The 25426-nt window shown below is 70.5% G+C and carries 26 protein-coding genes; 3 read left to right on the top strand and 23 right to left on the bottom strand.

Translation table 11 applies throughout. The features are described from left to right. Positions 1 to 63: 63 nt before the first annotated feature. From O7627_RS33465 to O7627_RS33445, 5 genes are all read right to left on the bottom strand, one after another. Positions 64 to 333 (bottom strand): hypothetical protein, encoded by a 270-nt coding sequence (locus O7627_RS33465; RefSeq protein ID WP_278097421.1) that lies wholly within the window; start codon positions 331 to 333, stop codon positions 64 to 66. 106 nt (positions 334 to 439) lie between these two features. Continuing rightward, a complete protein-coding gene (locus O7627_RS33460) occupies positions 440 to 1048 on the bottom strand; it encodes a hypothetical protein (RefSeq protein ID WP_278097420.1) in 609 nt (202 codons plus the stop codon). Positions 1049 to 1241: 193 nt separating this feature from the next. After that, positions 1242 to 3419 carry a hypothetical protein gene (locus O7627_RS33455; protein ID WP_278097419.1) on the bottom strand — a complete coding sequence of 726 codons (2178 nt, stop codon included), beginning with the start codon at positions 3417 to 3419 and terminating at the stop codon, positions 1242 to 1244. 211 nt (positions 3420 to 3630) lie between these two features. Beyond that, positions 3631 to 4788 (bottom strand): M23 family metallopeptidase, encoded by a 1158-nt coding sequence (locus tag O7627_RS33450; RefSeq protein ID WP_278097418.1) that lies wholly within the window; start codon positions 4786 to 4788, stop codon positions 3631 to 3633. Between the two features lie 161 nt (positions 4789 to 4949). Then, positions 4950 to 5252, bottom strand: coding sequence for a hypothetical protein (locus tag O7627_RS33445; protein ID WP_278097417.1), 303 nt, complete (start codon positions 5250 to 5252; stop codon positions 4950 to 4952). A gap of 770 nt (positions 5253 to 6022) precedes the next feature. Here O7627_RS33445 and O7627_RS33440 point away from each other — a divergent pair. Then, complete coding sequence (locus tag O7627_RS33440) at positions 6023 to 6352, top strand: trypco2 family protein (RefSeq protein ID WP_278097416.1); 330 nt, start codon at positions 6023 to 6025, stop codon at positions 6350 to 6352. Positions 6353 to 6560: 208 nt separating this feature from the next. Then, positions 6561 to 9806, top strand: a complete 3246-nt coding sequence (locus tag O7627_RS33435; protein WP_278097415.1) for a tetratricopeptide repeat protein — start codon at positions 6561 to 6563, stop codon at positions 9804 to 9806. On the opposite strand, the gene O7627_RS33430 is transcribed toward O7627_RS33435, so the two are convergent. The 8 genes from O7627_RS33430 to O7627_RS33395 form a co-directional block, all read right to left on the bottom strand. Then, a complete protein-coding gene (locus O7627_RS33430; protein ID WP_278097414.1) occupies positions 9788 to 10003 on the bottom strand; it encodes a hypothetical protein in 216 nt (71 codons plus the stop codon). The genes O7627_RS33435 and O7627_RS33430 overlap by 19 nt on opposite strands. A gap of 1126 nt (positions 10004 to 11129) precedes the next feature. Next, on the bottom strand, positions 11130 to 11447 hold the full coding sequence (locus tag O7627_RS33425) for a hypothetical protein (protein WP_278097413.1): 318 nt from the start codon (positions 11445 to 11447) through the stop codon (positions 11130 to 11132). Positions 11448 to 11760: 313 nt separating this feature from the next. Next, positions 11761 to 12813, bottom strand: coding sequence for a DUF6283 family protein (locus O7627_RS33420; protein ID WP_278097412.1), 1053 nt, complete (start codon positions 12811 to 12813; stop codon positions 11761 to 11763). Next, positions 12810 to 13397, bottom strand: a complete 588-nt coding sequence (locus O7627_RS33415) for a hypothetical protein (protein ID WP_278097411.1) — start codon at positions 13395 to 13397, stop codon at positions 12810 to 12812. Before O7627_RS33415 ends, O7627_RS33420 begins: the two co-directional genes overlap by 4 nt. 500 nt (positions 13398 to 13897) lie before the next feature. After that, the gene (locus O7627_RS33410; protein WP_278097410.1) at positions 13898 to 14485 is read right to left on the bottom strand and encodes a hypothetical protein; all 588 of its coding nucleotides are present in this window, start codon (positions 14483 to 14485) and stop codon (positions 13898 to 13900) included. A gap of 2 nt (positions 14486 to 14487) precedes the next feature. Further along, complete coding sequence (locus tag O7627_RS33405; protein WP_278097409.1) at positions 14488 to 14787, bottom strand: hypothetical protein; 300 nt, start codon at positions 14785 to 14787, stop codon at positions 14488 to 14490. 221 nt (positions 14788 to 15008) lie between these two features. Next, positions 15009 to 15395: a hypothetical protein gene (locus O7627_RS33400; RefSeq protein ID WP_278097408.1), complete on the bottom strand. Its 387-nt coding sequence runs from the start codon at positions 15393 to 15395 to the stop codon at positions 15009 to 15011. Positions 15396 to 15479: 84 nt separating this feature from the next. Beyond that, entirely contained in the window at positions 15480 to 15737 is a 258-nt protein-coding gene (locus O7627_RS33395; protein ID WP_278097407.1) for a hypothetical protein, read from the bottom strand. A 1391-nt stretch (positions 15738 to 17128) separates the two neighbouring features. Between O7627_RS33395 and O7627_RS33390 the strand changes: the two genes are divergently transcribed. Beyond that, entirely contained in the window at positions 17129 to 17944 is an 816-nt protein-coding gene (locus O7627_RS33390) for a hypothetical protein (RefSeq protein WP_278097406.1), read from the top strand. Between the two features lie 247 nt (positions 17945 to 18191). Here O7627_RS33390 and O7627_RS33385 read toward each other — a convergent pair whose 3' ends face one another. The 10 genes from O7627_RS33385 to O7627_RS33340 form a co-directional block, all read right to left on the bottom strand. Next, positions 18192 to 18626, bottom strand: coding sequence for a DUF3085 domain-containing protein (locus O7627_RS33385; RefSeq protein WP_278097405.1), 435 nt, complete (start codon positions 18624 to 18626; stop codon positions 18192 to 18194). Positions 18627 to 18657: 31 nt separating this feature from the next. After that, positions 18658 to 18924, bottom strand: coding sequence for a hypothetical protein (locus tag O7627_RS33380; protein ID WP_278097404.1), 267 nt, complete (start codon positions 18922 to 18924; stop codon positions 18658 to 18660). 327 nt (positions 18925 to 19251) lie between these two features. After that, entirely contained in the window at positions 19252 to 19641 is a 390-nt protein-coding gene (locus O7627_RS33375; protein ID WP_278097403.1) for a hypothetical protein, read from the bottom strand. 153 nt (positions 19642 to 19794) lie between these two features. Next, a complete protein-coding gene (locus O7627_RS33370; RefSeq protein ID WP_278097402.1) occupies positions 19795 to 20532 on the bottom strand; it encodes a GGDEF domain-containing protein in 738 nt (245 codons plus the stop codon). Between the two features lie 99 nt (positions 20533 to 20631). Beyond that, positions 20632 to 21585: a hypothetical protein gene (locus tag O7627_RS33365; protein WP_278097401.1), complete on the bottom strand. Its 954-nt coding sequence runs from the start codon at positions 21583 to 21585 to the stop codon at positions 20632 to 20634. A 184-nt stretch (positions 21586 to 21769) separates the two neighbouring features. Beyond that, positions 21770 to 22120, bottom strand: coding sequence for an Lsr2 family protein (locus O7627_RS33360; protein WP_278097400.1), 351 nt, complete (start codon positions 22118 to 22120; stop codon positions 21770 to 21772). A gap of 135 nt (positions 22121 to 22255) precedes the next feature. Further along, positions 22256 to 23422: a monooxygenase gene (locus O7627_RS33355; protein WP_278097399.1), complete on the bottom strand. Its 1167-nt coding sequence runs from the start codon at positions 23420 to 23422 to the stop codon at positions 22256 to 22258. A gap of 156 nt (positions 23423 to 23578) precedes the next feature. Continuing rightward, on the bottom strand, positions 23579 to 23800 hold the full coding sequence (locus tag O7627_RS33350; RefSeq protein WP_278097398.1) for a hypothetical protein: 222 nt from the start codon (positions 23798 to 23800) through the stop codon (positions 23579 to 23581). An 82-nt stretch (positions 23801 to 23882) separates the two neighbouring features. Beyond that, positions 23883 to 24482, bottom strand: coding sequence for a hypothetical protein (locus O7627_RS33345; protein WP_278097397.1), 600 nt, complete (start codon positions 24480 to 24482; stop codon positions 23883 to 23885). Positions 24483 to 24531: 49 nt separating this feature from the next. Beyond that, complete coding sequence (locus O7627_RS33340; RefSeq protein WP_278097396.1) at positions 24532 to 25272, bottom strand: hypothetical protein; 741 nt, start codon at positions 25270 to 25272, stop codon at positions 24532 to 24534. Between the last annotated feature and the right edge of the window lie 154 nt (positions 25273 to 25426).

Here is a 25426-nt window from a genome sequence, read left to right as displayed (position 1 = left end):
GGATGTGTGAGCGAGAGGGAGAAGGACCAGTCGCGGGTGTGTGGCTGATTGGCCGGGTGGAATTCAGGGAACGTCGCCGGTGATGAGGAACGTGAAATGGACGCCCTCCTTGGGGGCGTCCGCGGGCGGGTTCTCCTGGCCGTAGGCGCAGTGGCAGTCTTTCCGCTCGCACTCGTCGGTGACGTCGTACAGGTCGACGCCGTCGATGGGCACGCGCACGCCACTGATGTCGATCAGGACACGGTCGTGCAGGGCGGGGTTGCCGCGGTGGCGGCTGATGGCGTCGCGGAGCAGCTCGATGAGCTGATCGGCGGTGGGTGCCGTGTAGGACATCAGCGGGGGTCCTTTCAGACAGCTACCCGGGCACGGCCAGCTGGCCGTGCCCGGGTGCGGGGTGGTGGCGCGTGTTCAGGCAGCGGGTGTTGGTGTGGTGTCGGGGTCAGTCCCGTGTCGGGAGTAGGTCGGCGGCGGCGACCAGCCGTGGGCGGTGGTGCAGCGGGGTGTCGGCGGCCTCGGCGTCGCTGACCTGACCCGTGAACGGCTTGTCGGCCTTCAGCAGGCGTGCGGCTGCTGTGCGCAGTACGTCCGCTGACGGTGTGGTGGAGTGTTCGATTTCCCAGAGGCCTTCAACGAGGGCTTGGCGGGTGCCTTCGAGGTGGTCGCGTTCCTTCTGCAGCCGCGTCCAGATGCGCCCCTGGTCGAGGGCGACCTCGTCGAGGTCCTGGCTGCGGCAGTCGGCGGGGATCAGCGCGATCGCGGCCTGCAGCAGCCGGTGGGCGTCGATGCGTTCGTGGTCGGCGCGGATGCGCTCACGGATGGCGGCGTTGTGGTAGTGCTCGACGATGTCGGCTGTGGTGGGTCCCTCTTCGCGGGGGACACCGTCCCAGCCGTGTTCGTACCAGGCGCTCAGCCAGTCGAGCAGTTCGCGTACCTGTGCCCGGGTCAGCAGGACCGACCGGGACGAGGACTGGAAGTAGGTGCGGTGCCCGATGGCCAGGACGAGGTCGTCGGACAGGGGCCGGTGGTGGCGTGGGCCGACGGTCAGCATGGTGTTGCCGACGTTGTGCAGCTCGAACCGGCTGGTGCTGGCGCGGCTGGGCAGTGGTTCGGTGGCGATGATGTCCTCCCTGGGCTGGGCGCGCCCGGTGCTGGCCGGCGCCGGCCAGCACGGGACACGCGAACGGGTGTTGGTGACGCGGCTTGGCCGGGACCCCGACGGCTACGGGGCGGCCGGGCCGGTTTCAGCGGTGGGTGGGGGGCTGGTCCGGGTCAGACGGTGTGGGCTGGTCGGTGGTGGCCGGGTGGTTGGTGGGGGCGCCGCCGGTGGCGATGCGGCCCAGTTCGAGGCCGTCGGCGGCGGTCAGCGTCGGCAGGTCGTCGACCGGCAGCCCGGCCTCCCGGCCGCGTTCGCGGTGCGCGTCGCGTACGAGGGCGCGGATCTGGTCGTCACTCATCTGCCGGTCCAGGGGGATCCCGTCGTCGGCGGCCTGCCGGACCAGCTGGTCGCGGTCGAGGCTCTCGTACAGGGACCCGGCGATGAGGAAGGCGAGAAGCTGTCCCAGGTTGGGCCGCCGCCCGGTCGGATCGGCGACGGTGCGCGAGCCGGTGACGCTGGCGAGGTGGTGCCAGGCGGTGCCGGTCCACCACTGCCACAGGTGGCCGCGCGGGTGCGGGTCCCGCAGTCGCAGTCGCTGGCCGAGCCGCCTGCGCGCCAAGTGGTCGCGCGGGGCGGGCCACACCGGTCGCAGCAGCAGGATGGTGCCGTCGGCGTCCAGTAGCCGGGTCAGCACGGCGCCGTCGGCGGCGGCCTGGCGTGCCGCCTGCCCGACCTGGTACTCGGTGACCAGGGCGTCAAGGACCTGCGTCTGGGATGCCGGCCGACCGTGCTGCCGGCAGCCGGTGAGGTAGGCGGCCCAGTCGCCGCGGCTGAACGTGGCGCTCGGCAGGGACAGGTGGGCGCCGTCCGCGCTGGTGCGGGCCTCAGCGACGGGGGTGTCGTCCAGCGCCAGGGTGACCAGGGATGTCGGTGGGGTGCCGGCGACGGTCTGCAGGTCAGTCACGTGTAGCCGGTCGTGCGGCGCCCGCAGGCCTGTGTGGGGCAGTTCGACGAACCGCTGCTGGGCGCCGGGGGCGGGCAGATCCCCGATGATGGTGTCGCAGTCGTGCGGGTCGACCGCCTGCCAGGTCCAGGAGCCGCCCATGACCACGTACCGGCCGTCGGGGTCCGGGCCGATGCGGGTGACCGCGTCGGGGTCACCGGTGGCCGCGGTCTCGTCGACCACGATGGTGTCGCGGTCGAACCGCATCGTCGCCATCGCCTCGTCCAGGTCACGGTCGGCGTCGTCGGGGCCGCGGCCCAGGTCGATCAGCCGGGCGCGGTGACGCTCGCGCTGCACCTGCTGGTCGGCGACGATCGCCTCGGCCACCGCCCGGGAGCAGGTGAACACGGCGAACCCGTTCCAGGTGCCGGTCAGGACGCCGACGAACCCGACCGGCAGGCGCATCTGCCCGGACGGGCCGGGGGTCGCGGCCCAGTCCCCGGCGAACACCCCGACGCCGCCGATGCGCAGCCGGTCCGGACGCAGGTGCGACAGATCCCGGCCGGCGCCGCCGGCGGCGCCCAGCAGGTTGCGGCAGTGCTCGACGACCCGGTCGGCAAACGCGTCGTGCGCGGCGGCCCGCCAGGCGTCGAGGATCTCGGACCGGCGTGTGGGGGTCAGCCGTGACCAGACCGGCGACCCGAGCACGCCCGCGAGTTCCGCCGGCGCCGAGATCCCGAGTTCGGGGGCGGGGCCGGCGCCGGGTGGGGCCTGAGGGACTGAGGGGTCAGCGGTCAGGACCCGCAACGCCGTGACCTGAGCCTGCGCGCGGGCGCCGTCGAGGGCGTCGTGCGCCCAGGTGTCGGCGAGGGACCGGCCGTGCGTGCCGCCTGCACCGCGCGCGGCCGCGACCAGATCGACCGGTCGGGTCTCCTCGATGGAGGACGCCTGCTGTCCCGGGGCGGTGAGATGGTGCCGGGTCGGCGGCCTGTCGAGGTTGCCTGACTCGTGGACGGTGACCGTCGCGTGTTCGGGATCGATGAGGTAGACCCATCTGACGCGGTCGACCGCTGCCGGCATGGGCAGCACCTCCACCTGGCTGTCGGCGTCGAACTCGCTGGCCATGCCGATGCCAGGTACCGGCTGCTCACCGGTGAACGTGATCGCGGTGTCCGCGGCGACGTCGCCGCCCAGGTACGACCACTGGTGCGCGAGCAGCCCGTCGACCAGGGCCGTGGTGTCGTGGGAGCAGGTGGACGACCAGATCCGGTCGAGCGCCGGCAGGATGTAGCCGGGCGCTCCGTCGAAGTGGACGTACCGGACACGCACCGTGTCAGGCTGGTCGGGGTCGAGGACACCGACGAGGCAATCGGTACTCATGGTTGAAACCTCTTTCTGCGGATTGGTGCGGGATTGACGGGTTGGGCGCGTCGGCGGTGGGCATGCCGGCGCGGGCGGATACGCCGGTGATAAGGGGCCGGCGGGGAACCCCGGGTGCCCGGCGCCCGGGCTCGCCGGCTGCCGCACGTGCGGACGGCCAGCCTTGCGGCTGGCCGTCACCGTCGGCGCGGGTTGATGCCGGCCTGGTCTTTCAGGCGTCGGGGGACGGTTCGCACGGCGGCGGCGTGCCGGCGAACCGGCCCAGCGGGGCGCAGACCAGCCGGTGGAACGCCACCGGGTCGACGGCTGTGGCCGGGCTGTGGTCACCGAGGTGAACCTCGTAGTGCAGGTGCGGGCCGGAGGAGTGCCCGGAGCTACCGGCGACGCCGATGACCTGCCCGGCCACCACACGCTCGCCCTCGGCGACGGCGGGGCGGGTGAGCAGGTGGCAGTAGCGGGTCACGATGACCCCGCCCGGGCCACCGGGATTCGGGTGCTCGATGTCGACGTACCAGCCACAGCCACTCGTCAGCTCCGGGTTGCCGTCGCGGTCGCAACCCCAATCACCGCCGGTGCGCACGTCGATGGCGTTGCACCGCACCCGGGTGACCACACCGCTGGCGGCGGCGTGGATCGCAGTGCCCTTGCCGACACTGAAGTCGACCCCGTCGTGCGAGGGACGATCCGCCGTGCGGAAGCCACTGCCGACCTCGGCGATGATCGGCTGCGTCCAGCCCATTGGGCCGACGTTGGCGCCACAGTCGCCGAGCTGCCCGGCCAGGCCGGTAAGCGCGCCGACCAGGGTGGTCGCATCGTCCTCCCACGTGGCGTAGGCGCCGGGGTAGGCGCTCGTCTGCACCGCTTGCGCCGCGTCCGTGAGCGCCATCGACTGCCAGCCGTCGACGCGTCGCAACGCCCGGAAGAAATTCATGCTGGCGTAGCCCGGGTCCATCAGCTGCGCGACGGTGCCCCAGCCTTGGCTCGGGCGCTGCTGGAACAGCCCGACCGAGTCGTGGTCGTTGCCGGCGCCCAGGTGCGGCAGGTTGGTCAGCGTCGACTCCTGCATCGCGGTGGCGACCGCGATGACCCATCCACGCGGCGGGATGCCCAGCTGGACGCCGACGGTCACGATCGTCGCCGCGTTGCCGACCTGCTCGCTGCTCCAGTCCCCGATCGGGTCGAACCCTCCAGCGGGCGGGGTCAGATCCACCAGCGGACTCGACGCCGACGCGCTGGCATCGGCCGGCATATAGCAGCCGGCCGGCACGCCCGCACCACCACCGACGAACACGGCGCTGAACAGCCCGGAGCACAGCAGCAGCACAGAGCAGACCGCGATCACGAGCCACGACACGACGCGGCCAGTCATCGCCGTCTCCCGAGGTTGGCCGGCCGTCGCGGCTGGTCGGCAAGGGGTAAGTCAACAAGCGGTGCCATAGCGAGTCCTTCACGAAACATGGGCAGGGCAGGAGTTCGGCGGCCAGGAATCGCGTTGGCCGGATCCGTCGGTCGCCGATCGCCTGCCGCGAGCTATTCGGACTTGTCCGGGAGCGCCGGTTCACCGCTGAGCTGGCGGGCCAGCTGGTAGGCCTCTTGCGCGGTGAGCGTGGGCAGCCGGTCGAGGGGCACGCCGGCGGCGCGGGCCCGGGCGGCGTTGCTGGCCCGGATCGCCTCACGCAGCTCGTGTTCGCCCATGCCGGCCTGCACGGGGACGCCGCCGGCTGCGGCCACCTCCTGCAGTTCGGTCGCGTCCATCCCGGCGAGCAGGCCGTCCGTGATCATGTAGCGCACCTGCAGTTGGGTGATGCGGTCCTTGTCGTCCATGCCGCTCATGACCGCCACCCGCCCGTGGTGGCGGGCCGCGTGCCGTCGAGGGCGCCCAATGGCGCGACGGTGTCACCTGAGACGCCGTTGTCCTCCAGCCAGTGGCTCTATTTGTGCTGATGGCATGGGGTGGTACCTCCGTCCGGGTTTGTAGGGGTGCGGGCCGGAGCCGCCGACTCCGTTGCACAGACGTCGGCGGCGTGTCCTGTGCTTACGAGTTCGCTGGTTCGGCGTGCGGGCGGCGAGCCGCGCAGACGCCGCTTCGATGCCAGCGGGCGAGGACTGCGCCTTTCTCGCCTGTGCAGCGGTGCTGTCGGGGCCTTCATGGAGGCGTTGATCCAGATCCGGTACGGGGCGGCCGTCCTTGTCGGGCAGGCGCCGCCAGTGGCCATGGACATATCTGTGGTCATTGACAAGCATCGAGTCATTTGTGCAGCTCGCGCTCGTCCCGTAGGTGTCCGCGACGGCCGTGTCATCCGGACAGGTGCGGTCGACTAGGTGCCGCCGGCAACACCGCGAGGATGCGGCCGATGCGGCGCGTATCGACGCGGGCGCTGCCGCGCGGTCTGGCGGACCGCCACCACCTTCCTCGGCAGCGGGTGGCAGAAGCTGTCGGGGTACGGGTTCGAGCGCGGCGGTAAGTACTGCGTGCACAGGTGCGCACACTCTGTCCGGCGCGAGTGGCTGGGGTGGTGGGATGTTGCCCGGGTCGTGATCTGATTTGTGTTGGGCGGCTGGGCGATTTGGGCCGCTTCGTCTGGCGTATTGATCGGGTGAACATGGAGATCGAGTTGGCAGACGCGGTCGCTGCGGTGCGTGAGGAATTGCTGCATGCGGCGGCGCTCGGGATCGGTCAGCCGGTGAAGTTCTTGGTAGGTCAGATCGAGCTGGAGTTCGCCGTGGAGCTGCGTCAGGACGCCAAGGCCAAGGCGGGGTTCAGAACGTGGGTGGTCTCTGGCGATGTCGAGGGCGGTCTCTCGCGGGGCCGCACGCACCGGGTGTCGGTGACCTTGACACCTATCCGTCCTGACGGCAGGGACTGGCTCGTGGCCGGTGATTCAGCCCGACCGGACGGCCCCGGCGACGTTTCAGACACGACTGGACGCTGAGCACCAGCTCGGGGTAGTGGACCGCCTCGAACATGTGGTGGGAGGGCTCGGGGTGGAGTGGGACGAGCGTCTGACGGGGGTTACCGGTGTGGGTGGCCCGGGCTCCGGATATGTAGTGGCACCGCGGCTCGTACTGACCTCGGCCCACGTGGTCGGCCAGTGGGGGGCGGTGGCCATGGTGTTTCGGCCCGGTCGCGTGGGTTGCTACGTGGGTTACGTGGTGTGGTGCGGAACCCCCGGCGGCCGGGACGATGCAGCCCTGGTCGCGATCGACGACCCGCACTGGACGCCAGTGGACGGCGCGGTGCGGTGGGGCAAGACGGTCACGCGCCGGCCTGAGCTGCGCTGCGAGAGCTGGGGTGTGCCCGAGGTGATGCAGCGTGCCGGTCATCCGGTGGATACAGCGCAGCTGACCGGCACGTTCAACCCTGGTGACAGGATGGTCAGCGACCGGTACGCAATCCGTCTGAACGGTCACCCGCCAGCTACCGGTGAGGATGGCCGCTCCCCGTGGGGTGGCCTGTCCGGAGCCGCAGTGTTCTGCAATGGCCTGCGGGGCAATGACCTGCTGGTCGGGGTGATCGCAGCCGATCCTGTTCCGTTCGGGCACTCGGTGTTGGAGGCCGTGCCCGCCTATGTGCTGCACCGTGATCCGGAGTTTCGTGCAGTCCTGGCCGACCACTCCCCCGCGACGGTGATCGAGGCCGCGGAGTTGACTGCGCTGGCCAGCTCTGAACCGGCCGCTCACCCGCAGGGCGCGGTGGTCTCACCGGCGGAGTTGCTGAGTGCGCGGCGAGCCGTGGTCGGCTTCCGTGGCCGAGACGATCTGCTGGAGCAGTTGCGGACGTGGGTCCAGCAGCCGGGTGTCGGGGTTTGCTTGGTGCACGGCGCTGGCGGTCAGGGCAAGACCCGTTTGGCCCGCCACTTCGGCGAACAGTTCATCCGAGACGCCACGGGTGGGATCGTGCTGTGGCTCGACCGAACCGCCCCAGCCGAGGAACTGGCGGTGATCGCGGACACCGTCGTGCCGGTACTGGTCGTGGTGGATTACGCCGAGTCCCGGCCTAGCCAGGTGGCGGCGCTGCTGGCGGCGCTGGCCACCCGCCGTCGGCCACCCGCGGTAAAGGTGCTGGCGTTGGCCCGCACCGCCGGGAACTGGTGGAATCAGCTCGACGACACCAGCGACCTGGTGGCCATGTTGCTGGATGCCGCGACCGTAACCGCGCTGCCGGTACTGGACGCCACCGACGCTGCCCGCCAGGACGGGTACCGGGCGGCGGTGGTCGCGTTCGCCAAAGAACTGGCCCATGTGTCTGGATACGTCGACACGAACTGGCTGGCGCGAGCCACAGCGCTGGCCGATCGACCACTGCCGTCTGCCGCGGCGGGATGGACGGTGCTGGCGATCCAGATGACTGCCTTGGCCGACCTGCTGGACACCACGACCTCGGGGCATACCTTGCGGTTGAGGTCAGCCGGTTACCGGCCCGATCACGCGCTGGCCGTAGCTAGTGACGGGTCCGAAGGCGATTGGGTGGAGACAACCGCGAGCGGATGCGGCGCGGAACGTGGTAGGAGCCCGGAGGAGCGGGTGCGACGCCATGAAAGCCGTTACTGGAAGAGCACCGCCGAGGCCGCCGGGGTCTTCCCGGACCTGAGCATGAGCACGTTGACAGACGCCGTTGCCGCCACTGTCTTGCTGCTGCCCCCCACGCCGGCGCAGGTTAACGACTGGTTTGCGCGGATCCCGGGGCTGTCCGATCAGCCGCTGGATCGACGCGACCGGGTCCGGGCGTGGTTGGCCGGTCTGTACCCGGCCGCTGGCCCGTACGCGTTCGGCCAGTTGGAACCCGACCGGCTGGCGGAGCACCTGATCGGCACCCTGATCGCCGACCGGACCCGCACCTCGATCGCCGAAACCTTAGCCGCCCACGTCGACGGTGAGGACGCGACCCGATGGGTGAGCATCTGCGCCCGAGCCGCCGCGCACCCCGGTCTCGGTGACCGCGTGGGCGAGCTACTGACGCGGATGCTGGGGAAGCGCCCCACGACCCTGGCGGTGGCCGCGCTGACTGTAGCGCCCGGATTGGAAGCACCCAAGCCGCTGGTGCATGCGCTGGAATGCCTGATGCGCGATCCGGCCACGGCGACCGCCAGTCTGACGAGCGTGGCCGATGCTCTGCCGAAGTCGAGTCTGCTGTGGGCGGACATCGCAGCCGAACTCTTCGATGCGCTGAATGCCCGGAGTCACCCCGAGACACCCGACGAGAGCGTTATGCAAGGCCGGCGGCTGGAAGACCCACTCGGTGTCGACCGCATCCAATTCGCCAACGAGGTCACAGGGCTCGCGAACGAGGCCGCCAAGGCGCAAGGCTTGCGTATCGAGTGGTCTCGATCAGATGTTGCATCGAACCTGGCTGAACGCGCAAGCTGGCTGGCGGAATTGGGTAGGCTCGAGGAGGCGCTCGCCGCGAGCACTGAGGCCGTGCAGATGTATCGACGGTTGGCTGAAGGGCCTGGATGTCGTCCGTCGCGGGGCGAGGGCCGGGACGTAGAGCGCCTGCCTGGCCTCGCCAGGAGCCTGGGCAACCACTCCAACCTGTTGATGGCCGTGGGTCGATGGCGTGAGGCATTCGATGCGATCAAAGAGGTCGTGCAGATCTTTACACGACTGGTTCAGGAGCGCCCGGACGCCTTCCTGTCCAGCTACGCCGGCAGCCTGAACAACTATTCAGGCATGTTGATGGACTCGGGTCGGCAAGAGGAGGCACTGGCTGCGAGCGTGGAGGCCGTCCAGATCTATCGAAGACTAGTCGAGGCAGGCCAGGAAGATTTGCTCCCCGACTTCGCCGTGAGCTTGGGCAACCACGCCAGGCAGTTGAAGGATCCGGTTGGTCGGAAGGGGGTGCTGGCCGAGACCACTGAAGTCGTCCGGAAGTTGAGACAACTCGCTGACGCGTGTCCGGACGCCTCCCTCCCCGACCTCGCCCACAGTCTGAACATGCTTTCTAATCAGTTGTCGGCCGTGGGTCGACAAGAGGAGGCCCTAGCCGCGACCACTGAAGTCGTCCAAGTCTACCGGAAACTCGCCAACGCGCGTCCCGATGTCTTCCTCCCCAAGCTCGCCGGGAATCTGCACAACGTCGCTATGACGTTGGCAGACTCGGGCCGGTGGAGGGACAGGAACGGGCTGGACGCGATCACCGAAGCTGTCACCATCCGACGACAGCTCGCTAATGCGCGTCCGGATGCCTTCCGCCCCGACTTCGCCAGGAGCCTGAATGACCGCGCTATCTGGTTGGCGATCTTGCGCCGACGGGAGGAAGCGCTGGACGTGATCAACGAAGCCGTCACCATCCGACGGCAGCTGGCGGAGGTCCTACCCGCCGTCTACCAACGTGAACTCGAGCAATCACTGCACGTACTTTCCATGCTTCAGGACGAATCCGAATAGGCCCGTGACGCTGACAGAGGCAGCACGCAGGCCATGGCCGGGCCGTCGTGGTCGGGTGTGGCCGTGAGTGGGCCGGCGAGGAACTCGCGCACGTACGCCTTGCCGGTCACGCTGTTGGCGACCTCGGCCATCTGGATACGCAGATCGACGGCTGCGCGGGCGTAGCCGGCGTGGGTGGTTTCGGTGTGGAAACTCAATGGACACCTCCGGGCAGATTGAGGTCCGGCGACGTGGAACACGCCGCCGGCGGACCGATGTGCGGCCGCGCTGGAGTTCGGGCTCGGTGTGCTGCTAGAGGGGTGACGACGGTGGACTGACCCCAACGTGATCGCGGAGCGGTGGCAGCGGTTCGTCGCGGCTGTAGTCGCTGTTGCCCAAGGCCCCTGCGGGACGGGCTATCGGGGTGTTGATGCGCGGGGTCAGGCGGCCAGCCCAGCGGTGGAACGGCGCAGCGGTGGCGGCCATACGTCGCGCTGGTAGGGCGCGGCGCCCATTGGCTGCCCGACGGCCGCTACCGCGCCGGTCAGCGCCGCTCGGCCGGTGACCGGGGACGGAGGTACAGCGGCGCGGCCTCGCGCGGTCGGTGTACGGCGGTGGGCGATGTGTGCCGCCCGCTGTGCGGCGATGGCCGGCGGGCATGGGTAGGTCGGCGCGTCGGCGCAGAGCAGGCTGGTACAGCCGCCATGAGGGCCGGGCCGGTGCGTGGCGGCGACATCGAGGGACAACCGCCACAGCAGGATGTCATCGACGTCGGCGGGGACGGGCAGGTGGGCCGAGGGACGCGAGCGGACATCGCGCATGACAGGTGGACCTTTCGCGGCGGTCGTCACGATCTGCGGTGGTCACCACCCGGGTGGGTGCGCCGGGGGTTCCGGGAACGACCCAGGAGAGGTTCCCCGTGACCCGCCCGGGCGGTGACCAGGACAGATCGACGCTCGACTTTCCGCGATACGCAAGTCGTTGATGGGCACGCGACCTCAGCCCGCGAGAGAGTCCGGTAGGTGATGCCAGCGGAAGCTGGTCGTTCCAGAGCGGTCTGGCCGGGTGTTTGCTTGCGTGTCGCTGACCTGCGAACGTCGTTGCCGGACGTCTCGCGGGCCGGCAACGGGCGAAGGTGGGCTGGCAGAGTGGCCACCTACCGCTGCCAACGGCGTCAAACCAGGTCTTCGCGTGCCCGTCTACGTCTCGGCGTGTGACGAGGCTGGTCGGGCAGGGCGGAAGTGATGCCCGGTCAGCCGGGTGCGGGCCGCGGGCTGGGCGGCACGTCGCCCGAGGGGTGGGCGACGGCGATGAAGGCGTCCGTCCGGACCGGAACCGATCGGGTCAGTGTCGTGACTTGGGGGTGGGTGGCCGGCGGTGGAGGGTGACCTCGGTGTTGGGGCGTCGGGACTTCTTCACGGTCAGGCCGAACACGCTGCCGTCGGACAGCTCCAGCCACACACCGCGGTCGAGGGTGAGTACCTCGGCGTCGCGGTAGGAGCGGGCCGAGTGGATGTGGACCGGATGTCCGTCGCCGTCGACAAGTTCCGGCAGGCCGGCGTCGTCGCAGAGCCGGTCCAGTTCGTCGCTGGTGAGCAGGTGAATGACCACGGCCTGAAGGATCTCCTCGTGGGCGTATTCGTCGTCGATGTCGTCGCGCATGTCAGGCTCCGATCGAGGTGTGGCTGGTGAGAGACGTGGGTCAGGGTCGGTCCGCCGGCGGTGCGCGACGGGAGCGGGAAGGTCGCCGACGCAACGGTCGCAGTCGTAGGGGTGCACGGCGGCGGTGCAGGTCCGGAAGCGGCCATGGCGGCCGTCCCGGGGGCGGGCAACCCGGGGCGGGTTCGAGGTTCGCGCGGGGCCACAGGACCGAGCAGGTCGTGGCCCCGCGCCGTGGTGGGTAGGTGGTGGGTGATGGGGCGGCGGGCCACGGGGCCGTGTCGGGGGTCCGCGCGGATCCCGGGTCGGGGTCCGTTCAGCTGGGTGGTTCGGGCCACCTGGTGACACGCTCGACGCCGGTGGCTTGAGCGAGGGCGGTGAGGTATTCGGACCATCCGGTGAGCCAGCGCGCCGGCAGGGCGGGGTCGAACTGCCGTGCGGTCACATCCACGACGTGGCCGTCGGCGGGGTCCCCGCCGGGTTGGGTGACCACGACGGTGCGGTGTATGAAGGCGATTGTCCCGCGGCTGTGGTCCACCCAGCTGGCCACATCGACCACCTGGGCGGGGTAGCCGCTGCCCCGTAGCCGCGTCGCTGTCGCTGGCGCCCAGGTGAGGCAGTCCCCGTCAACGGCCACGCCCGGCGCGGGCAGGGCCCGCACTACGGCGTCGAGTCCACGTGCGGCGGCCTTCGCGGTCAGGCGGTCGATCATCCGGCGCGCGATCGGGTCCGGGTCGTCAACGCGGGCCATGCCATGCGCGGCGGCTTCCTGTCCGGAACCGAACAGCGGCACGGTGGTGGTGTAGTCGCGGGTGGCGGCGACCTCCCGCGGGTCCATGCCGCGCAGGGCCGCCAGCCGCAGGGCGAGCAGGGACTCGCCGTCGTGGCAGCCGGCCCAGCCGCCGCAGACCCGCCCGTCGGCCTGGTGGCACAGGAACAACCCGGGTGGCTGCAGGGCGGTCGGCGCGTCGTAGCCGGGCAGCTTGGCGTACTCGGCGGCGTCCCACAGTCCGGAGGGGACGTCGCGGCGGTAGGGGCAGGTCCCGCAGGGTGCACTCGCCGGGCGGCGGGTGTCGGCGTGCGCGCCGGGCCCGCTGTCGGGGTCCGGCGTGCCCTGGTGGGGTGGGGCGGGCGGCCACGCCTTGCGCGTGGCTCGGTGGCCGAAGATCGGGTCGCTGTCCTCCGTCGATCCGCAGCGGGTGCACCGGGTCCAGGTGTCCGTCCCGTAGCCGGCCATGGACGGTATCTCGCCGTGGACGATCCCGTCGACCGCGGCACACACGCGGCATCGCAGCGACTCCCCATCGGCCCCCCAGGGCTCGAAGACGCCCTCGTCGCCGACGTCGTGCCGGTCCCGGGCGCCGGTCACGGCGTCACCTCACGCACGAGGCCGCCGCCGGTGAACCGGGCCGTGGCGGTGAGCAGGGCGGTCAGTCCCGGCCCGGTGGCCGGGGTGTCGGCGGGCTCCGGGGTGTCGTCGACGACCAGCATCGGTTGGTCCTCGCCCGGTAGCTGGGTGAGTTGGTAGAGACGGCCGTCGACGTCGACGGCGTCGATGCGGCGGGTCCTGCGTGGCGGGCCGTCGACGGTGTGGACGTCGTCGTAGAGGACGGCCCAGGCCAGCAGCCGCGCGGCGGGTTCCCGGAGGCGGATCAGCTCGATGATGGTGTCGAGGGTGGATCGGTAGGACACCGACGTGGCGTCGGTGTCGTGCAGGGCTAGGGCGAGGCGATGTAGCAGCGCCGGAAGTTCGGACGGATCGGCGGGCAGATCGTCAGGGTGGACGGGAAACTCGACGCTGCGGATCACGGGCACGGTCGCACCGGCGCGATCCGCTCGCCGGTCGTGGATGAGCAGCAGCGTCGGCTGGTCGCCCCAGCCGACGGTGGTGGCCTCATCGCAGGTGGTGAACAGACACCTGGACAAGGCGTGGACAGCGGTAAAGGACAGCATCGTCATCTCCTCTTGATGGGTGAAAACGGGAGGGCCCCGTAACCGGTGGCCACGGGGCCCGCAGGACCGGTGAGGTCGGATCGGATCATCGGTGGGTGTCGGCGCCGATCACGACAGCGCCCGGCCGTCAGAGCGGATATGGGTGCCCCTGCCGGGCCAGGCGGCGCGGGGGTGCCCCGCGTCTCCGACGGTGGCGACCGGGGCCGGGCGGCATCGGACGGTCTCCTTCCGCGGTCGGGTCCGGCGGGCACCACCCGCGCGGCCATGCCGAGCCGCGGCGGGAGGAACTTGGTCCCACCGGCCGTTCGCTTGCCGTGTGGTGACCGCACCGATCGACGCTCGACTTTGCGGATGGATCAAGTCGGCCGCGTGGTCCCTGTCTTGGCGCGGCACCGCGCTGAGTTCCTGCTCGACGTCGGCGCGGACCTCCTCGGCGGTGCGGTCGTAGTCGCCGAGTTTGTGATCGTGACCAGCAGGCGAACTGTTCGGGACATGCGACGTCAGGCGTTCTTGGACGGAGGCGGCGTTGACCGGCGCTTCGGGTGGGCTGGCGTGCGTGGGGTTGGTGCTGCGCCGCGCTGGCCCGAGGCGGGGTGTCGGTCGGCGCAGCCGCGTCGGCATCCGTCCGGGTGGCACCGCTGGCCCGCCGCCATGCGGATGAGCATGTGGCGGGATTCGAGGTCCTCGACTGTGTCGGCGAACCGCCAGCCGAACCCGTCGGTGAAGGCTTTCACCCGCGGTGCCCCGCAGCTGAGCCAGCCGGCGGTGTCCATGGCCGCGGTGACGTCGTCACGGCCGAGCAGCCAGGCCAGCTCGGCGAGCGCGGCGACGGCGTGTCTCGCCTGCGCAGCGCGGTGGTTGAGGATCTCCGAGATGGCGAGCACCTGATAGGTGCGGGCGCGGGATTCGTGGTCGCGCTGCTGGCGCCACCGGTTGCGTCGGACTGTCGAGGGCAGGAACGGGCGGGCATGGTCGAAGTCGAGTGCCGGGAGCAGCGCCTCCTCCTGCCCTGCGAGGAGGTCCTTGCCGTCGGCGTGGACTTCTCGGAGCCGGGCGACGATCTGCTCCTGACTGCGTGCCGCCGGCATGGTCACTGCTCTCCTCCGTCGCGGCTGGTGTCAGACAGCGCGACGGCGTCGAGTTCAGCGATGACGTCCGCGGCGCCGGTGACGAGCCGGGCTTGCGGACGGCGGCGCAGGTACAACCAGGCGAACGGGACCTGTTCCCGCCGATCCCGCTCGGATGTCGGGCTGAGCTGACCGGTGTGCCCGGTGAGGGCGATGGTGGCGGTCAGGGCGCCGGCCCGCCGCCGCAGGGCCTGCCGGAAGGTCCGGTCGGCGGCGGGGTTCGGGCTGCCCTGGGCCGGGCTGCTCCGGGGTGGACGTGACATTGTGCGGGGCTCCTTACAGATGAAGGGCCACCCGGGCCGGCGCGTGGGCGTCGGTCCGGGTGGCCGTGGGTGTGGGGTGGGTGTCCACGCCGTTCTGGCACAGGCGGCAGCGGAGGGCCGGGGGCCGCGGGTGGATCGAGCCCTGTCTTCTTCGCGCCCCGGGGAGGTCCCCGCTGGTGCGGACGGGGGGTGCGGTGGGACACGACGGCGGGTGGCTGCGCTCAGCCCGCTGTGGTCGCGGGCGGCCCGGATGCCGGGTCGGACTGCTGGGTGACCCACAGCCGGGCGATGGACCGCAGGTGTTCGATCTGTGCGTCGCGGCGGGCCAGCAGGGCGTCAAGGTGGGGTCCCCGCGCGCGCAGAATCCCGGCCTGGTCGATCGGGGGGACTTGGTCGGCGGGACCCGCGGCCAGGACTGTCCCGACGTCCCGGAGCCCTCGGTCGATGGCGGTCAGGAGCTGGGCGATGCGGCTCTCAGTGCTGTCGAGTGCGATGAGCACGTCCCGCAGTTCCGAGGCCAGGTTCGGCCCGGGGGCGTCGGTCCAGGCCAGTGCCTGTGGGTCGACCTGGACGCCGCAGTACTTGACGATGAGGTGGGTGTGGGTCAACGGTCTGCTCCTCGAGTCGGGGAAGGTTCTGACAGGCTTGCGGCCGGGACGGGCGGGGATCGCCGGTCTGCGCCGGCCGGACCGTCACCGTCCGGCGCTGTCGGGCGGGTGCTTGCGGGTATCGGCGACGCGTCGGGCGCGGTCGAGGTCGGCGTTCGTCTGCGCCGTTCCGGAGCCGTTGACGAGCAGGTAGATGGCGGCCTCGTCGGCGACGGTGTCGACCCGCGCCCGCACGCAGGGCAGGTCCATCAGCCGCGCGACGCGGTGGGGCGCGAACGCGTGGCTGGAGGAGATGACCACGTCGAACCGGTCCCGGCTCAACGTGCGCCAGACCAGCGGCATAGGGGCCGTCGTCGGTGTCCTCGCCGGTATTGATCCAGTCGGCCGGCAGCCAGGAGGCGGGGATGGCCAGGTCGCCGTCCTGCCAGGCGAGCGCGGTTTCGAGGCGCTGCCGACCGTCCACCACGGCGTAGGTGACATGCGCGTCGCCGGGGTTGTCGCGCCAGGCGGATCCGGTCCGCTCGTTGAGCACGACGGCGGGGATCGGCACGCCCTGCAGCCAGGACCGCATCAGGTCGATCCGCTGGTCGTCGGTCCAGCGGCGGCCGCGCTGGTACGGCGCGTCGAGGATCATCTCGCCACGGCGGACCCGGCTCGTGTACTCGTCGATGGACCAGAATGCGAAACCGGTGGACAGCGGCGTCAACGGGCGGGTGGTTTAACGAGTCATGCTGCTCCTTGATCGATGAGATGAAGGACTGAAGAGGGCGAACCTTTCGCCGACTTGGCGGCTGAAGCCGCTCGCCAGGTAGGCGACCGACACGGATACCCGGTCATGGGGTGGGAGAGTGAGAAGATCGACGAGGACCTACAGCGCGTAGGTTCATGTCAATTTGTCGGCGGATGGGCGGCTGACCTAGGCGTCGCCGTTGTCGCGGGCTTGTCGGTGGTTCTCCTCCTAAACTGTCGTTTTTGGATGATCGTTTTCAGTGCCGTTTCCGCCTGGGGTTCGGTGACGGGCCGCAACTGTTGCCTGAGGCGTTAGCGCAGCGCGAGGGTGGGCCACCTTTGCCGGGCTGGTGCGGTTAGCGGACTCGCAACCGGCAGCGCTGACGTGCACGCGGCAGCGGTGTTGTGATCGATGTGAATCTCGGCGACGACACGAGGGCTGGGTCGGTCGGCGATCTCGTCGATCTTTCCCGCGATCTGACATTGAGTGAACACGACACCTGCAGGACAGCGCATCCAGCGGATGCAGCCGGCAGGTCTGCGGTCTTGCGCCACCGCTGGTCGTTCTGTCCACCGCGACCTGCGGCAGCCGCGGCCTTGAGCACCGCAGCCTGTTCGAACACTCCATCGGCCGTGCAGACCGGGTTTCGTCAACCGCGGGCCGTCGGCTCGCATCGACTGCACACGGTCACGCCGGGCCGCGCTGATCGGTGCAGGTCCCTGAACCTGCCCCAGCAATGGGAATCCGGGCGCTTCGTCCAGCGGAGACGTTGTTTGGTCGTACTTCTGACACTTGTCTATATCAATTGTGAACTCGGGCTACAATATTCGCATGCTGTTCCGAACTGGTACATCGGCCCTGTTCCGGGCTGGATACCGGTGCGTATACCCCTAGGAGTTGCTCGCGCATGGCGCAGCGTCGAAGCCGGGAAGGACTGCGTCACGGATCACGCAGTACACACCAGGCAGGCAGTCAAGAATCCGCACCCTGGTGGAAGCGATCTGTGACGTGGGTCATCGTGCTGGCAGTAGGCGTCATCGGGGTCTACTTGACAGATATCGCGAAGGGTTTGCTAGAGAGCGGCGCTGGATCACCCGGAGAACTTAGTGAGCGGATCATCGGAAATGATCCCATTGCGGTCGTGGACGTACGTCGGATTACGCCTGATGGAGTATTCGCGCCGAGCGGTTTCGCGTTCTCAAGTTCCGATCCGCGTGCGGCGGAATCAATCGCCTCCTACGATCCTGATCGCGGAGCGCAGTTAACTGCCGCTGGTGCGGTCGATGTCCAGTCGAGCACGTGGGAAGTCACCCTCAAAGGCGCCCGTACGGCGGGTGTCGAGATCGTGGACATGCGACCAGTTCTCGATGAGGAATGCAAACCCCCCGTGAGCGGAGTGTTCGAGGAAATTATCCAAGCTGGATCAGACGACAAGATTGTTCTGGTCGCCAATCTTGAAGATGCGAACCCGATATTTCACTCCTACACTTGGCAGGATGGCGTCGGCGGGCCGTTCTTTGCCGAGAAGAAGATCTCCCTGGCGCGCGACGAGACGGCCGTACTCCGGGTGGTCGCCGAGGCTCATAAACTGCATTGCCGATGGCGCATTGCGGTCGACTATATATCAGATGGCGCGCGGCAACAAATGACGATTAGTGATCCTGACGGAAACCCGTTCGAGGTTACCGGAAAAGCCGTCGAATACGAGTGGGTATACCTAAGTCCCTTGCGCGGCTGCGCGGGTGCACCAAAACCGCTGTTGGTTCGCGGCGCAATCTACACCAAGATGCTCTCACAGGACACCGTTTGCCCCAGCTAGCCTCGATGCTCGTGCAAGATCTCTCGTGCAAGTAGGACAGGACGAGAACCTATTACAGGGCTCTCATAAGACAGGGTCCGCCCTGCCCATCCGGCAGCGTCCCCGTGCGGCGGACTGGTACCACCCACACCTACCCGTGCCCACTCGTCGGGGCACCGCCGCGCCGACGAGGGCGCTGGAGGCATCCATGAAGATCCGCTTCCTGGTGTCGCTCGTCATCGCCGTTAGGGCCGCGTTCATGCTGCGGTCAGGGCTGGCCAGGCCGCTTCCTGGCGACGCTGAGGTCGTAGTGCTGCTCGGTCACCGCTAGGCGGAGCCAGCGGTAGCCCTGGGTGTGGGCTTGGCGCAGGGTGTCGATCAGGGCCGGGTCGCCGTCGGTGAGGTGGATGTGCTCGGCGAAGTCGTCGCCGAGGTGGGTGTGGTCGCGGTGGTCGCCGTCGAGGTCCGGGTTCCAGCCGTCGGCGTAGACGATGAGGTTGCGGTTCGGGTCGTCGGGATCGCGCAGCTGTGGGAGACCGCTGGACATGAGGTACACGCCGTGGTCGTGCACCCAGACGAGCGCGCCGGGACAGGCGATGCCGTCGGTGTGCTCGGTGTATGAGGGTTCCTGGTCGGCGGCGGTGGTCGCGTGCGCGGCGAGTCGGAGGGTTTCGGGCAGCGGGAAGTACAGGTGCAGGGCCATGTGGGCGTGCCTTTCCGGGTTGTGTTCGGGATCAGTGGTGGGCGTCTACGACGGCGACGAGCCAGTCGGCCGGGTCGACGGGGATGCGCCGGCCCGATCCGTGAAGGTCGCGGCGTCCGGTGTGCAGGTCGGCGAAGACCCGGCGGAGCCGGGGCGGGATGTCGGTGTCGGTGTTGAACGGGTAGAGCCGCAGTTCGGTGCCGAGCCAGCGCACGCCGGCCGGGTCCACCCACGCCTGGGGGGTGCGGTGCGGCGGGAACCGCCAGCCGGGATCCAGAAGCCGGGCCAGCGGGACCAAAGTCGCCGGGGTGCGGGGCCCAGACGTAGGTCAACTTGAGGGCCGTCGCGGCGCTGCGGCCCTGGCTGACCGCGTCGGCGCAGCCGTGGCAGGTGCCGCCGTCCGGGCCGTACGCCGTGCCGTCACAGGCGGGGCAGGGTTCATGGTTGGCCGGATCGCGGGTCGGGTCGTAGCCCGGGTCCCAGGCACCGGTGAAGCCGCCACCGAGGCGGTAGTCATCGATGCCGAGCGTGCCCAGCTGGGGCTCGATGATCCGGTCCAGCTCGGTGTCGACGGTGTCGACGGTCGCGGTTGCCGGCACGAGGACGGCGAGCAGCAGGTGTCCCATCAGCGGACACCGCCTGGGTTCGCCGGCGTCGGGACCGCGTCGAAGAGCGCGCCGTCGTGCCGCAGGACGGCGCACGCCTCGTGGAACCGCAGGAGCGCCTTCTCTCGTTCCTGGGTTGCCCGGGTGAGCGCGAGCCCGACAGCCCGCACACGCTCCCCGGCGGTGACGAGTTCGGGGCCGCCGGCCTGGTCGTAGACGTTCCAGAGCACCTGCGCGGCCTCGCCGAGCAGTTCCTGCTGAACGTTGGCGGCGACGAGAGCGCAACCCGCGGTGATGAAGTCGCAGACCTCGGTCGGGTGCTGTGCGGTGGTGACGCCGATGTGTTCCATGTCGGGTGCGGCGCCGTCGAGACGGGCGAGATGCCGCAGGACGACGTTGACGTCTGTCACGGGTCACTCCAAAGGGGGGTGTAGGGGTGGGATCCGCCTACGCGGGGGCGCGGCGGAGGTGACGGCGCCGCCGAGCGGGCGGCGGGCGCGTGGTCAGTGCCGGGTCTGGTTCAGGTGGCTGTCGCGTGCGGGCCGGGACCGGCCGTGGTGGTGTCAGCCCTCGTGGGGCGGTGGTGGCCAGTCGCGGGGGCGGCCGTGGCTGGGGGTGTCGCCCATGTGTGCTTCGTAGCGGTGCACGCCGCCGTTGGCTTTTGCCTGGTACATGGCGATGTCGGCCAGGTGCAGCAGGGATTCGGGATCGCGGCCGGCCTGCTCGGTGGTGGTGTGGCCGACGCTGGCGACGATGTCGATCTGCCGGCCGGCGAGCAGGAACGGCACCTGGCTGATGTGCCGCCACGTCCGCTCGGCCACCGCGGCCGTGGTGTCGGCACCGCCGTGGATGATGAGGGTGAACTCGTCGCCGGAGAGCCGGGCCGCGAAGACGTCGGACCGGGTGAGGCGGTGGAGGCGTTCGGCGACCTGGGACAGCAGGGTGTTGCCGGCCCGGTGCCCGAGCCGGTCGTTGATCAGCTTGAAGTGGACGAGGTCGAGGACGATGACGCCGACCTCGTCGTGGGTTTTCACCGCCTGGGTGAGCCGTTCGATGGCGGCGCGGCGGTTGGGCAGGCCGGTGGTGTCGTCGTGGGTGGCCTGCCGGTGGTATCTGTCGCGCTCGACGCGCAGGGTCTCCACCAGCCTGTACGCGTGGAACACGGCGTCGTCGCGCGTGCGCTGCCGGGTCCGGGCGCGGGTCAGCAGGGTCCACAGGCGCAGTGCCCACAGGCCGGCTACGGTCAGCCCGGCGAGGAGCCCGCCAGCGGCGGTGATAAGGGAGTTCGCTGTCTGAGACACTGGTTGTCGCTCCTTGTCTAGGAAGGAGCACCGGGGGTGGGCGTGAGCGCGCCAACGTCACACGCCCGCTCCCGGGCTGCCGAAGGGGTGAGGGCGCCGCTAGCGGGCCTGGTAGGTCGCGACCGTGGCGTCGAGTTGCGTGACGGCGTCGTCGGCGACGAGCTTGTCCAGGGCGTTGGCCACTGCCCCCGCGCTGGCCTTGTTGACCGGGGCGCCGCCGTTGGCCTGGTTGATCAGCTTGCAGATCTCCCCGATCTTGTAGGCGGTGTCGGGGTTGCGTTGCAGCAGTGCCAGCACCTCGTCACGTAGTTGCCCCTTGCGGCGTCGGGCCGGTTTCGGCCGGCTGCCGCGCTCCTGCGCGGCGTCACCGTCCTCGGCCGGCGCCGGTGCGCGGTCCGCGTCGTCGCCGGTGGGGTCGGTCGCCACCTCGCCGCTACGGCCGTCGGCGCGGGGTTCACCCTTCGGCTGGTCCTGGGTGGCCCCGCTGCCTGGCACCGCCAGGTCGGTGTCCGTTTCGGGCACCGGTTGCGGGTCGGGCTCGGTCTGTGGCGCGGCGACCTGCGCGGCCGTCCCGAGGGGATCTGACGCTTGTCCTGGCGGTGGGCTGGCCTGGCTGGTTTCCGCCGCCGGGTCGGGGGCCTGCTGGTCGGCTGGCTGGTTGCCCGTTGCCTGGTCCTCGCCGGGTGCTGCGGTGTCGGGCTGCGGTGCCGTCCGCGGGCCGACGGTTGCTTGCTGCTGCTGCTGAGATTCGCCGCCAGCCTGGTCGTCGTCGCTGGCTGAGGTCGGGGGCGGCGTCTGTGTGCTGGTGCTGCCGGCGGTGATCGACGCGGCTGCCGCCGCGCCGGCGGGGGTCAGCTGCCACAGCGTGGTGCGCTGGGCGGTGCGGATCCGTTCGGCGTGGCCCGCGTTCTCCAGCTCCCGCAGTTTGGGGGTGGTCGTGGAGTAGGCGACGCCGATGGACTCGCCGATGCTCGCGGCGGTGGCCGGACCGTGCTCGGCGAGCGCGGTCAGCACCCGCTCCAGGGTGGATGGGTTACTGGTGCTGTCGGTCATGCGTCGGGGTCCCTTTCTCTATCTGCTGCCAATGGGCGGATCGGTGAGGAGGAGGTGTGCACTGATGAACGCTTCGCAGCGGCGCGTGATCAAGTCGTCGGGGTGGACTCCCGCGGACGGGCCGCGACAGCCAGTGCGGTCGCCACGCGAACCGGCCTGGTGTCGCGGCCCGCCGAGCTGCGGTCTAGTGGGCGCGCTGGTAGGCGTCGCGGACTCCCGCGGGGATCGACCCTCGGGTTTTGGGCTCGGGCAGCTGGTGTTCCTGCCAGTGGCTGGCCCACCACGTGCGGATGCGGGCGTTGGCGGCGCGGCGACCCGCGTTGGTGTCGTGCCCGGTCTGTTTCCTCGCCGTCGAATTCGGCAGGCGGCGGGCGGCGGCGATGAAGGGCTGGAAGGCGGCGGCCATCCGGTCGAAGTTGGGGCGTGACAGGTCGATCTCGTACCGCACGCCGTTGAAGGCGAACCGGTAGGTCCCGACGTCGTCGGTGGACCCGTCGATGTCGTCGGAGACGACGGCGGTCATTTTGGTGGCCATCAGGCCGTGTCCTTTCGATCCGGGATACAGAAAGTGCCCCCGGCCGGTCCGGCGTCGGGGGCGGTGCGAGCTGGGGTTTTGCGCCCAGGGCGGCGGGCGGGGGTCGGTGGGGCTCTGGCCACAGGAGACGGCGGGCTATCGGGTGCCGAGGCCGAGCTTGTCGCCGATGACGGGGCCCTGGCGGACGGCGGCGACCGCGGTGGGCAGGTGCCGGCGTTGCCACCCGTGCAGGGCGGCGGGCAGGTCGGCGCCGTATCGGTGGTGCTGGGTGAGCGCGACGGTCAGGCCGGCGGCCTGTTCGATGCCGTTGTTGGCGCCCCGGGCGGTGTGGGGGCGGACCGGGGCGAGGGCGTCGCCGAGCAGGACGGCGTGCCCGTCGCCGACCGGCCACACCATGCGGGTGGGCGGGTCGATGTCCAGCATCGGCGCGGCCACGCGAACGGTGGTGGCCCGCACGACGGCCGCGTGGTCGGGCGGAAGTAGGTGGTCGGCGTGCTCGTCGACGTGGGTACGGGCGGCCGGGGTGACGTGCCGCGGCAGGGCGAGGACCCGGCGGAGGGGTGTCCCGCCGAAACGCTGCTCGTAGTCGGCGGCGCTGCAGCCGAGGTAGAACGTCCAGTCGCAGCCGTCGGGCACCGGGGCGATGTTGAACTGCGCGCCGGGGCAGGGCTCCAGCCGGACGAAGTCCCGCAGGCCGGCCCGCGGGGTGCAGGTGGCGATGCCACGGTGGGCGACGTAACCGGCGTAGGTCAGCGTGCGGTCCGGGTCAAGCAGCCGGCGGCCGGTCGAGGACCGGCCGTCGGCGAACACGACCAGGTCGACCGGTTCGGCAGCGTGCCCGCCGGCGAACCGTAGGACGGGCCGGCCGGCGTGGGTGCTCAGGCCGGTGACCCGCATGCCCGTGCGCAGCACGCCCGCCGGGATCCGGGCGGCCAACGCGCGGTGCAGCAGGGTCCAGGTGGTGAGGCGGCCGGGGTAGGTGCGCAGCACGGTCTGTTCGGGCTGGCGGTCGCGGACCGCGACCTGCCGGATCGTCTCGGAGTCGTAGGCGACGAACTCGCGCTGGGGGATGTCGAGGCGGTCGAGCACGTCGAGCGCGGTGTGTTCCAGGCTAATGAGCCCGCCGCCCAGCGCGGCGGAGGGCGGCGTGGCCTCGTAGACGGTGACGTCGAAGCCGGCCCGCAGCAACAGCAGGGCGGTGACGGGGCCGGTCAGGCTGCCACCGACCACGGCCACGGTCAGCCGGCGCGGTCCGGTACCCGCGGCGCGGACGGCCGGAGCCGGGTTCGGGTTGGGGTTCATGGGGGTTCCCTTCTGAAGGGGTGGGAACCCGGGCACGGCCCTGCGGCCGTGCCCGGGGATGCGCGGTATGCGCGGGGTCGGCCGGGCAACGGCCAGGTCGTGCGTGCGGTGGTGCGAGTGTCCGGCGGGCCGGCTTCGGCCGGCGGCCGCAGCGGGTCAGGAGCCGGGGCTGGGAAGCCCGGCGAGAATGGTGCGGGCGCGGGCGAGGAGCCGGTCGGCCACGCCTGTTGAGGGGCCCTCCTCGTCGGCGTACGCCGGTGTGGTCGGGTACCAGGTGGCGCGGGCTTCGGAGGCCAGGGTGGTCCACGTCAGGTTCGGGTTCGGAACCTCGACGACGGCGACACCCTGGTAGAGAACGCGGTCGCGGCGGATCCGCACCCGTAGGACATGGCCGCCGACGTGGTGGACGCGCGTGAGGACGAGCGATCCAACTCGTCCGCCTCGACGCCGTTGCCGACGATCACCGCTGATCCACTGCCTCGGAAGAGGTATAGAGCGGCCCTTCCGCGGGCCGGTCGTGGCGAGATGCCCCGGCCTGGGGCGACCGGCGGGACCGCCTTGCGCGGCGTCGGGCGACGGCCGGCCGCAGTCCGGAGTCGATGTCGACGGTGAAGACGTCGAAGCCGGCGGCGTGGCCCGCGCGGAGCAGGTCGAGCAGCCGGTTGTCATCGGCGAGTGGAATGCGCGCCTGGATCGGACTGCGGTGACGTGGTGGGCCGCCGAGCCACTCGGTCCAGGTGATGCCGTGGCCGTAGCGGCGACCGCGATACGTGCTGCGGAACGGTTCCGCGTTGATGTTGTACCCGGACAGGCTCGGCTGACCGTTTCCGTCGATGTAGAGGCGGTCGTCGAGGTCTGCGCCGCAGTCGCGCATCAGATGCAGCGCGGGCGGGACGTGGGCCCCGACATCGCCGTCGATGTCGACCCTGTGCCGTGTGCTGATGGCGGTCTCGGCCAGGCGCAGCACGGTCGCCAGGTCGAACCAGAGCCGTAGAGGCATGCGGATCAATCCCTTCAGGTGGTGTGGGCGGTGGGGGTGGAGCCGGCCGGGCAGCAACACGGGTCCCTTGGGGTACGAGGGAGGTGTGGCTGGCCCGACCGGTCTCCGGTTACGGGTGGTGCAGGGTGACGGCGAACAGCCGCTGGGACTCGTCGAGTGAGTCCAGGTAGCGGGCGGCCCGCTCCAGGTAGGTGATCCGGTCGGCGAAGAACGCGCTGGCCGGTTGCAGCCGGTCGCCGGCCTCGGTGAGGAAGGCGTCGGTGCACAGTGCCCAGAGGGCGTGGTAGTTGGCGTAGGCGCTGCCGCCGGCCTGGAACATCTCCAGTTCGGTGACCTCGAGCGCGCCCGGGCCGTAGATGGCGGCGTTGTACATGCGCATGGCCTGCACCCGCGGCTGCCGGTTGAACTCGGCGGTCGCGGTGTCCATCGGGTATCCCGACGGGTCGGACAGGTGCCGTTGCAGGAAGGTCGGCCATGGTGTGGCCGTCTTCGTGCCCGCGACGACGCGGGTCCAGTGCGCGTGGCGCACGCTGGCCCCGACGTAGGCTCCGTGGCGCATGCCGGCCAGGTCGAGCAGGCGGATGGGTCCGCCGGCGCAGTACCGGGGTCCGGTCCTGGCCTTGCGCAGGTCGATGAGCTGGCCGCGCTGCCACGGGTAGATGGCCGGGGAGGCCCAGTACCGGGGGCAGCTGGTGCCCGTGACGCCGAGGTGGCGTTCGAGGTTGCGGGTGCTGTCGAGCACCTGGGCCAGCTCGTCGGAGACGCAGATGATCATGGTGCGAACGACCGGTTCCGGAATGACGACTGCCGGGGTGGTCGTGGTGGCCGCGGGGGCCGTCTTCTTGGGCATGTGGGGTTCTCCTTCGGGTTAGGGCGTGCCGTGGGCACGCGGAGATGGCCGGTCCACTGGGTGCGTGGGTGCCGGCCGGGCGTGGGGTTGGTGCGGGGTTGGTGGGTGCGACCGTCGGGTTCGTCGCGGGCTGCTGGGCCGACCGGCCGCGGGG

The organism is Solwaraspora sp. WMMD1047 (assembly GCF_029626155.1).
GTDB lineage: Bacteria > Actinomycetota > Actinomycetes > Mycobacteriales > Micromonosporaceae > WMMD1047.
This window is presented reverse-complemented; position numbering and strand designations above follow the sequence as displayed.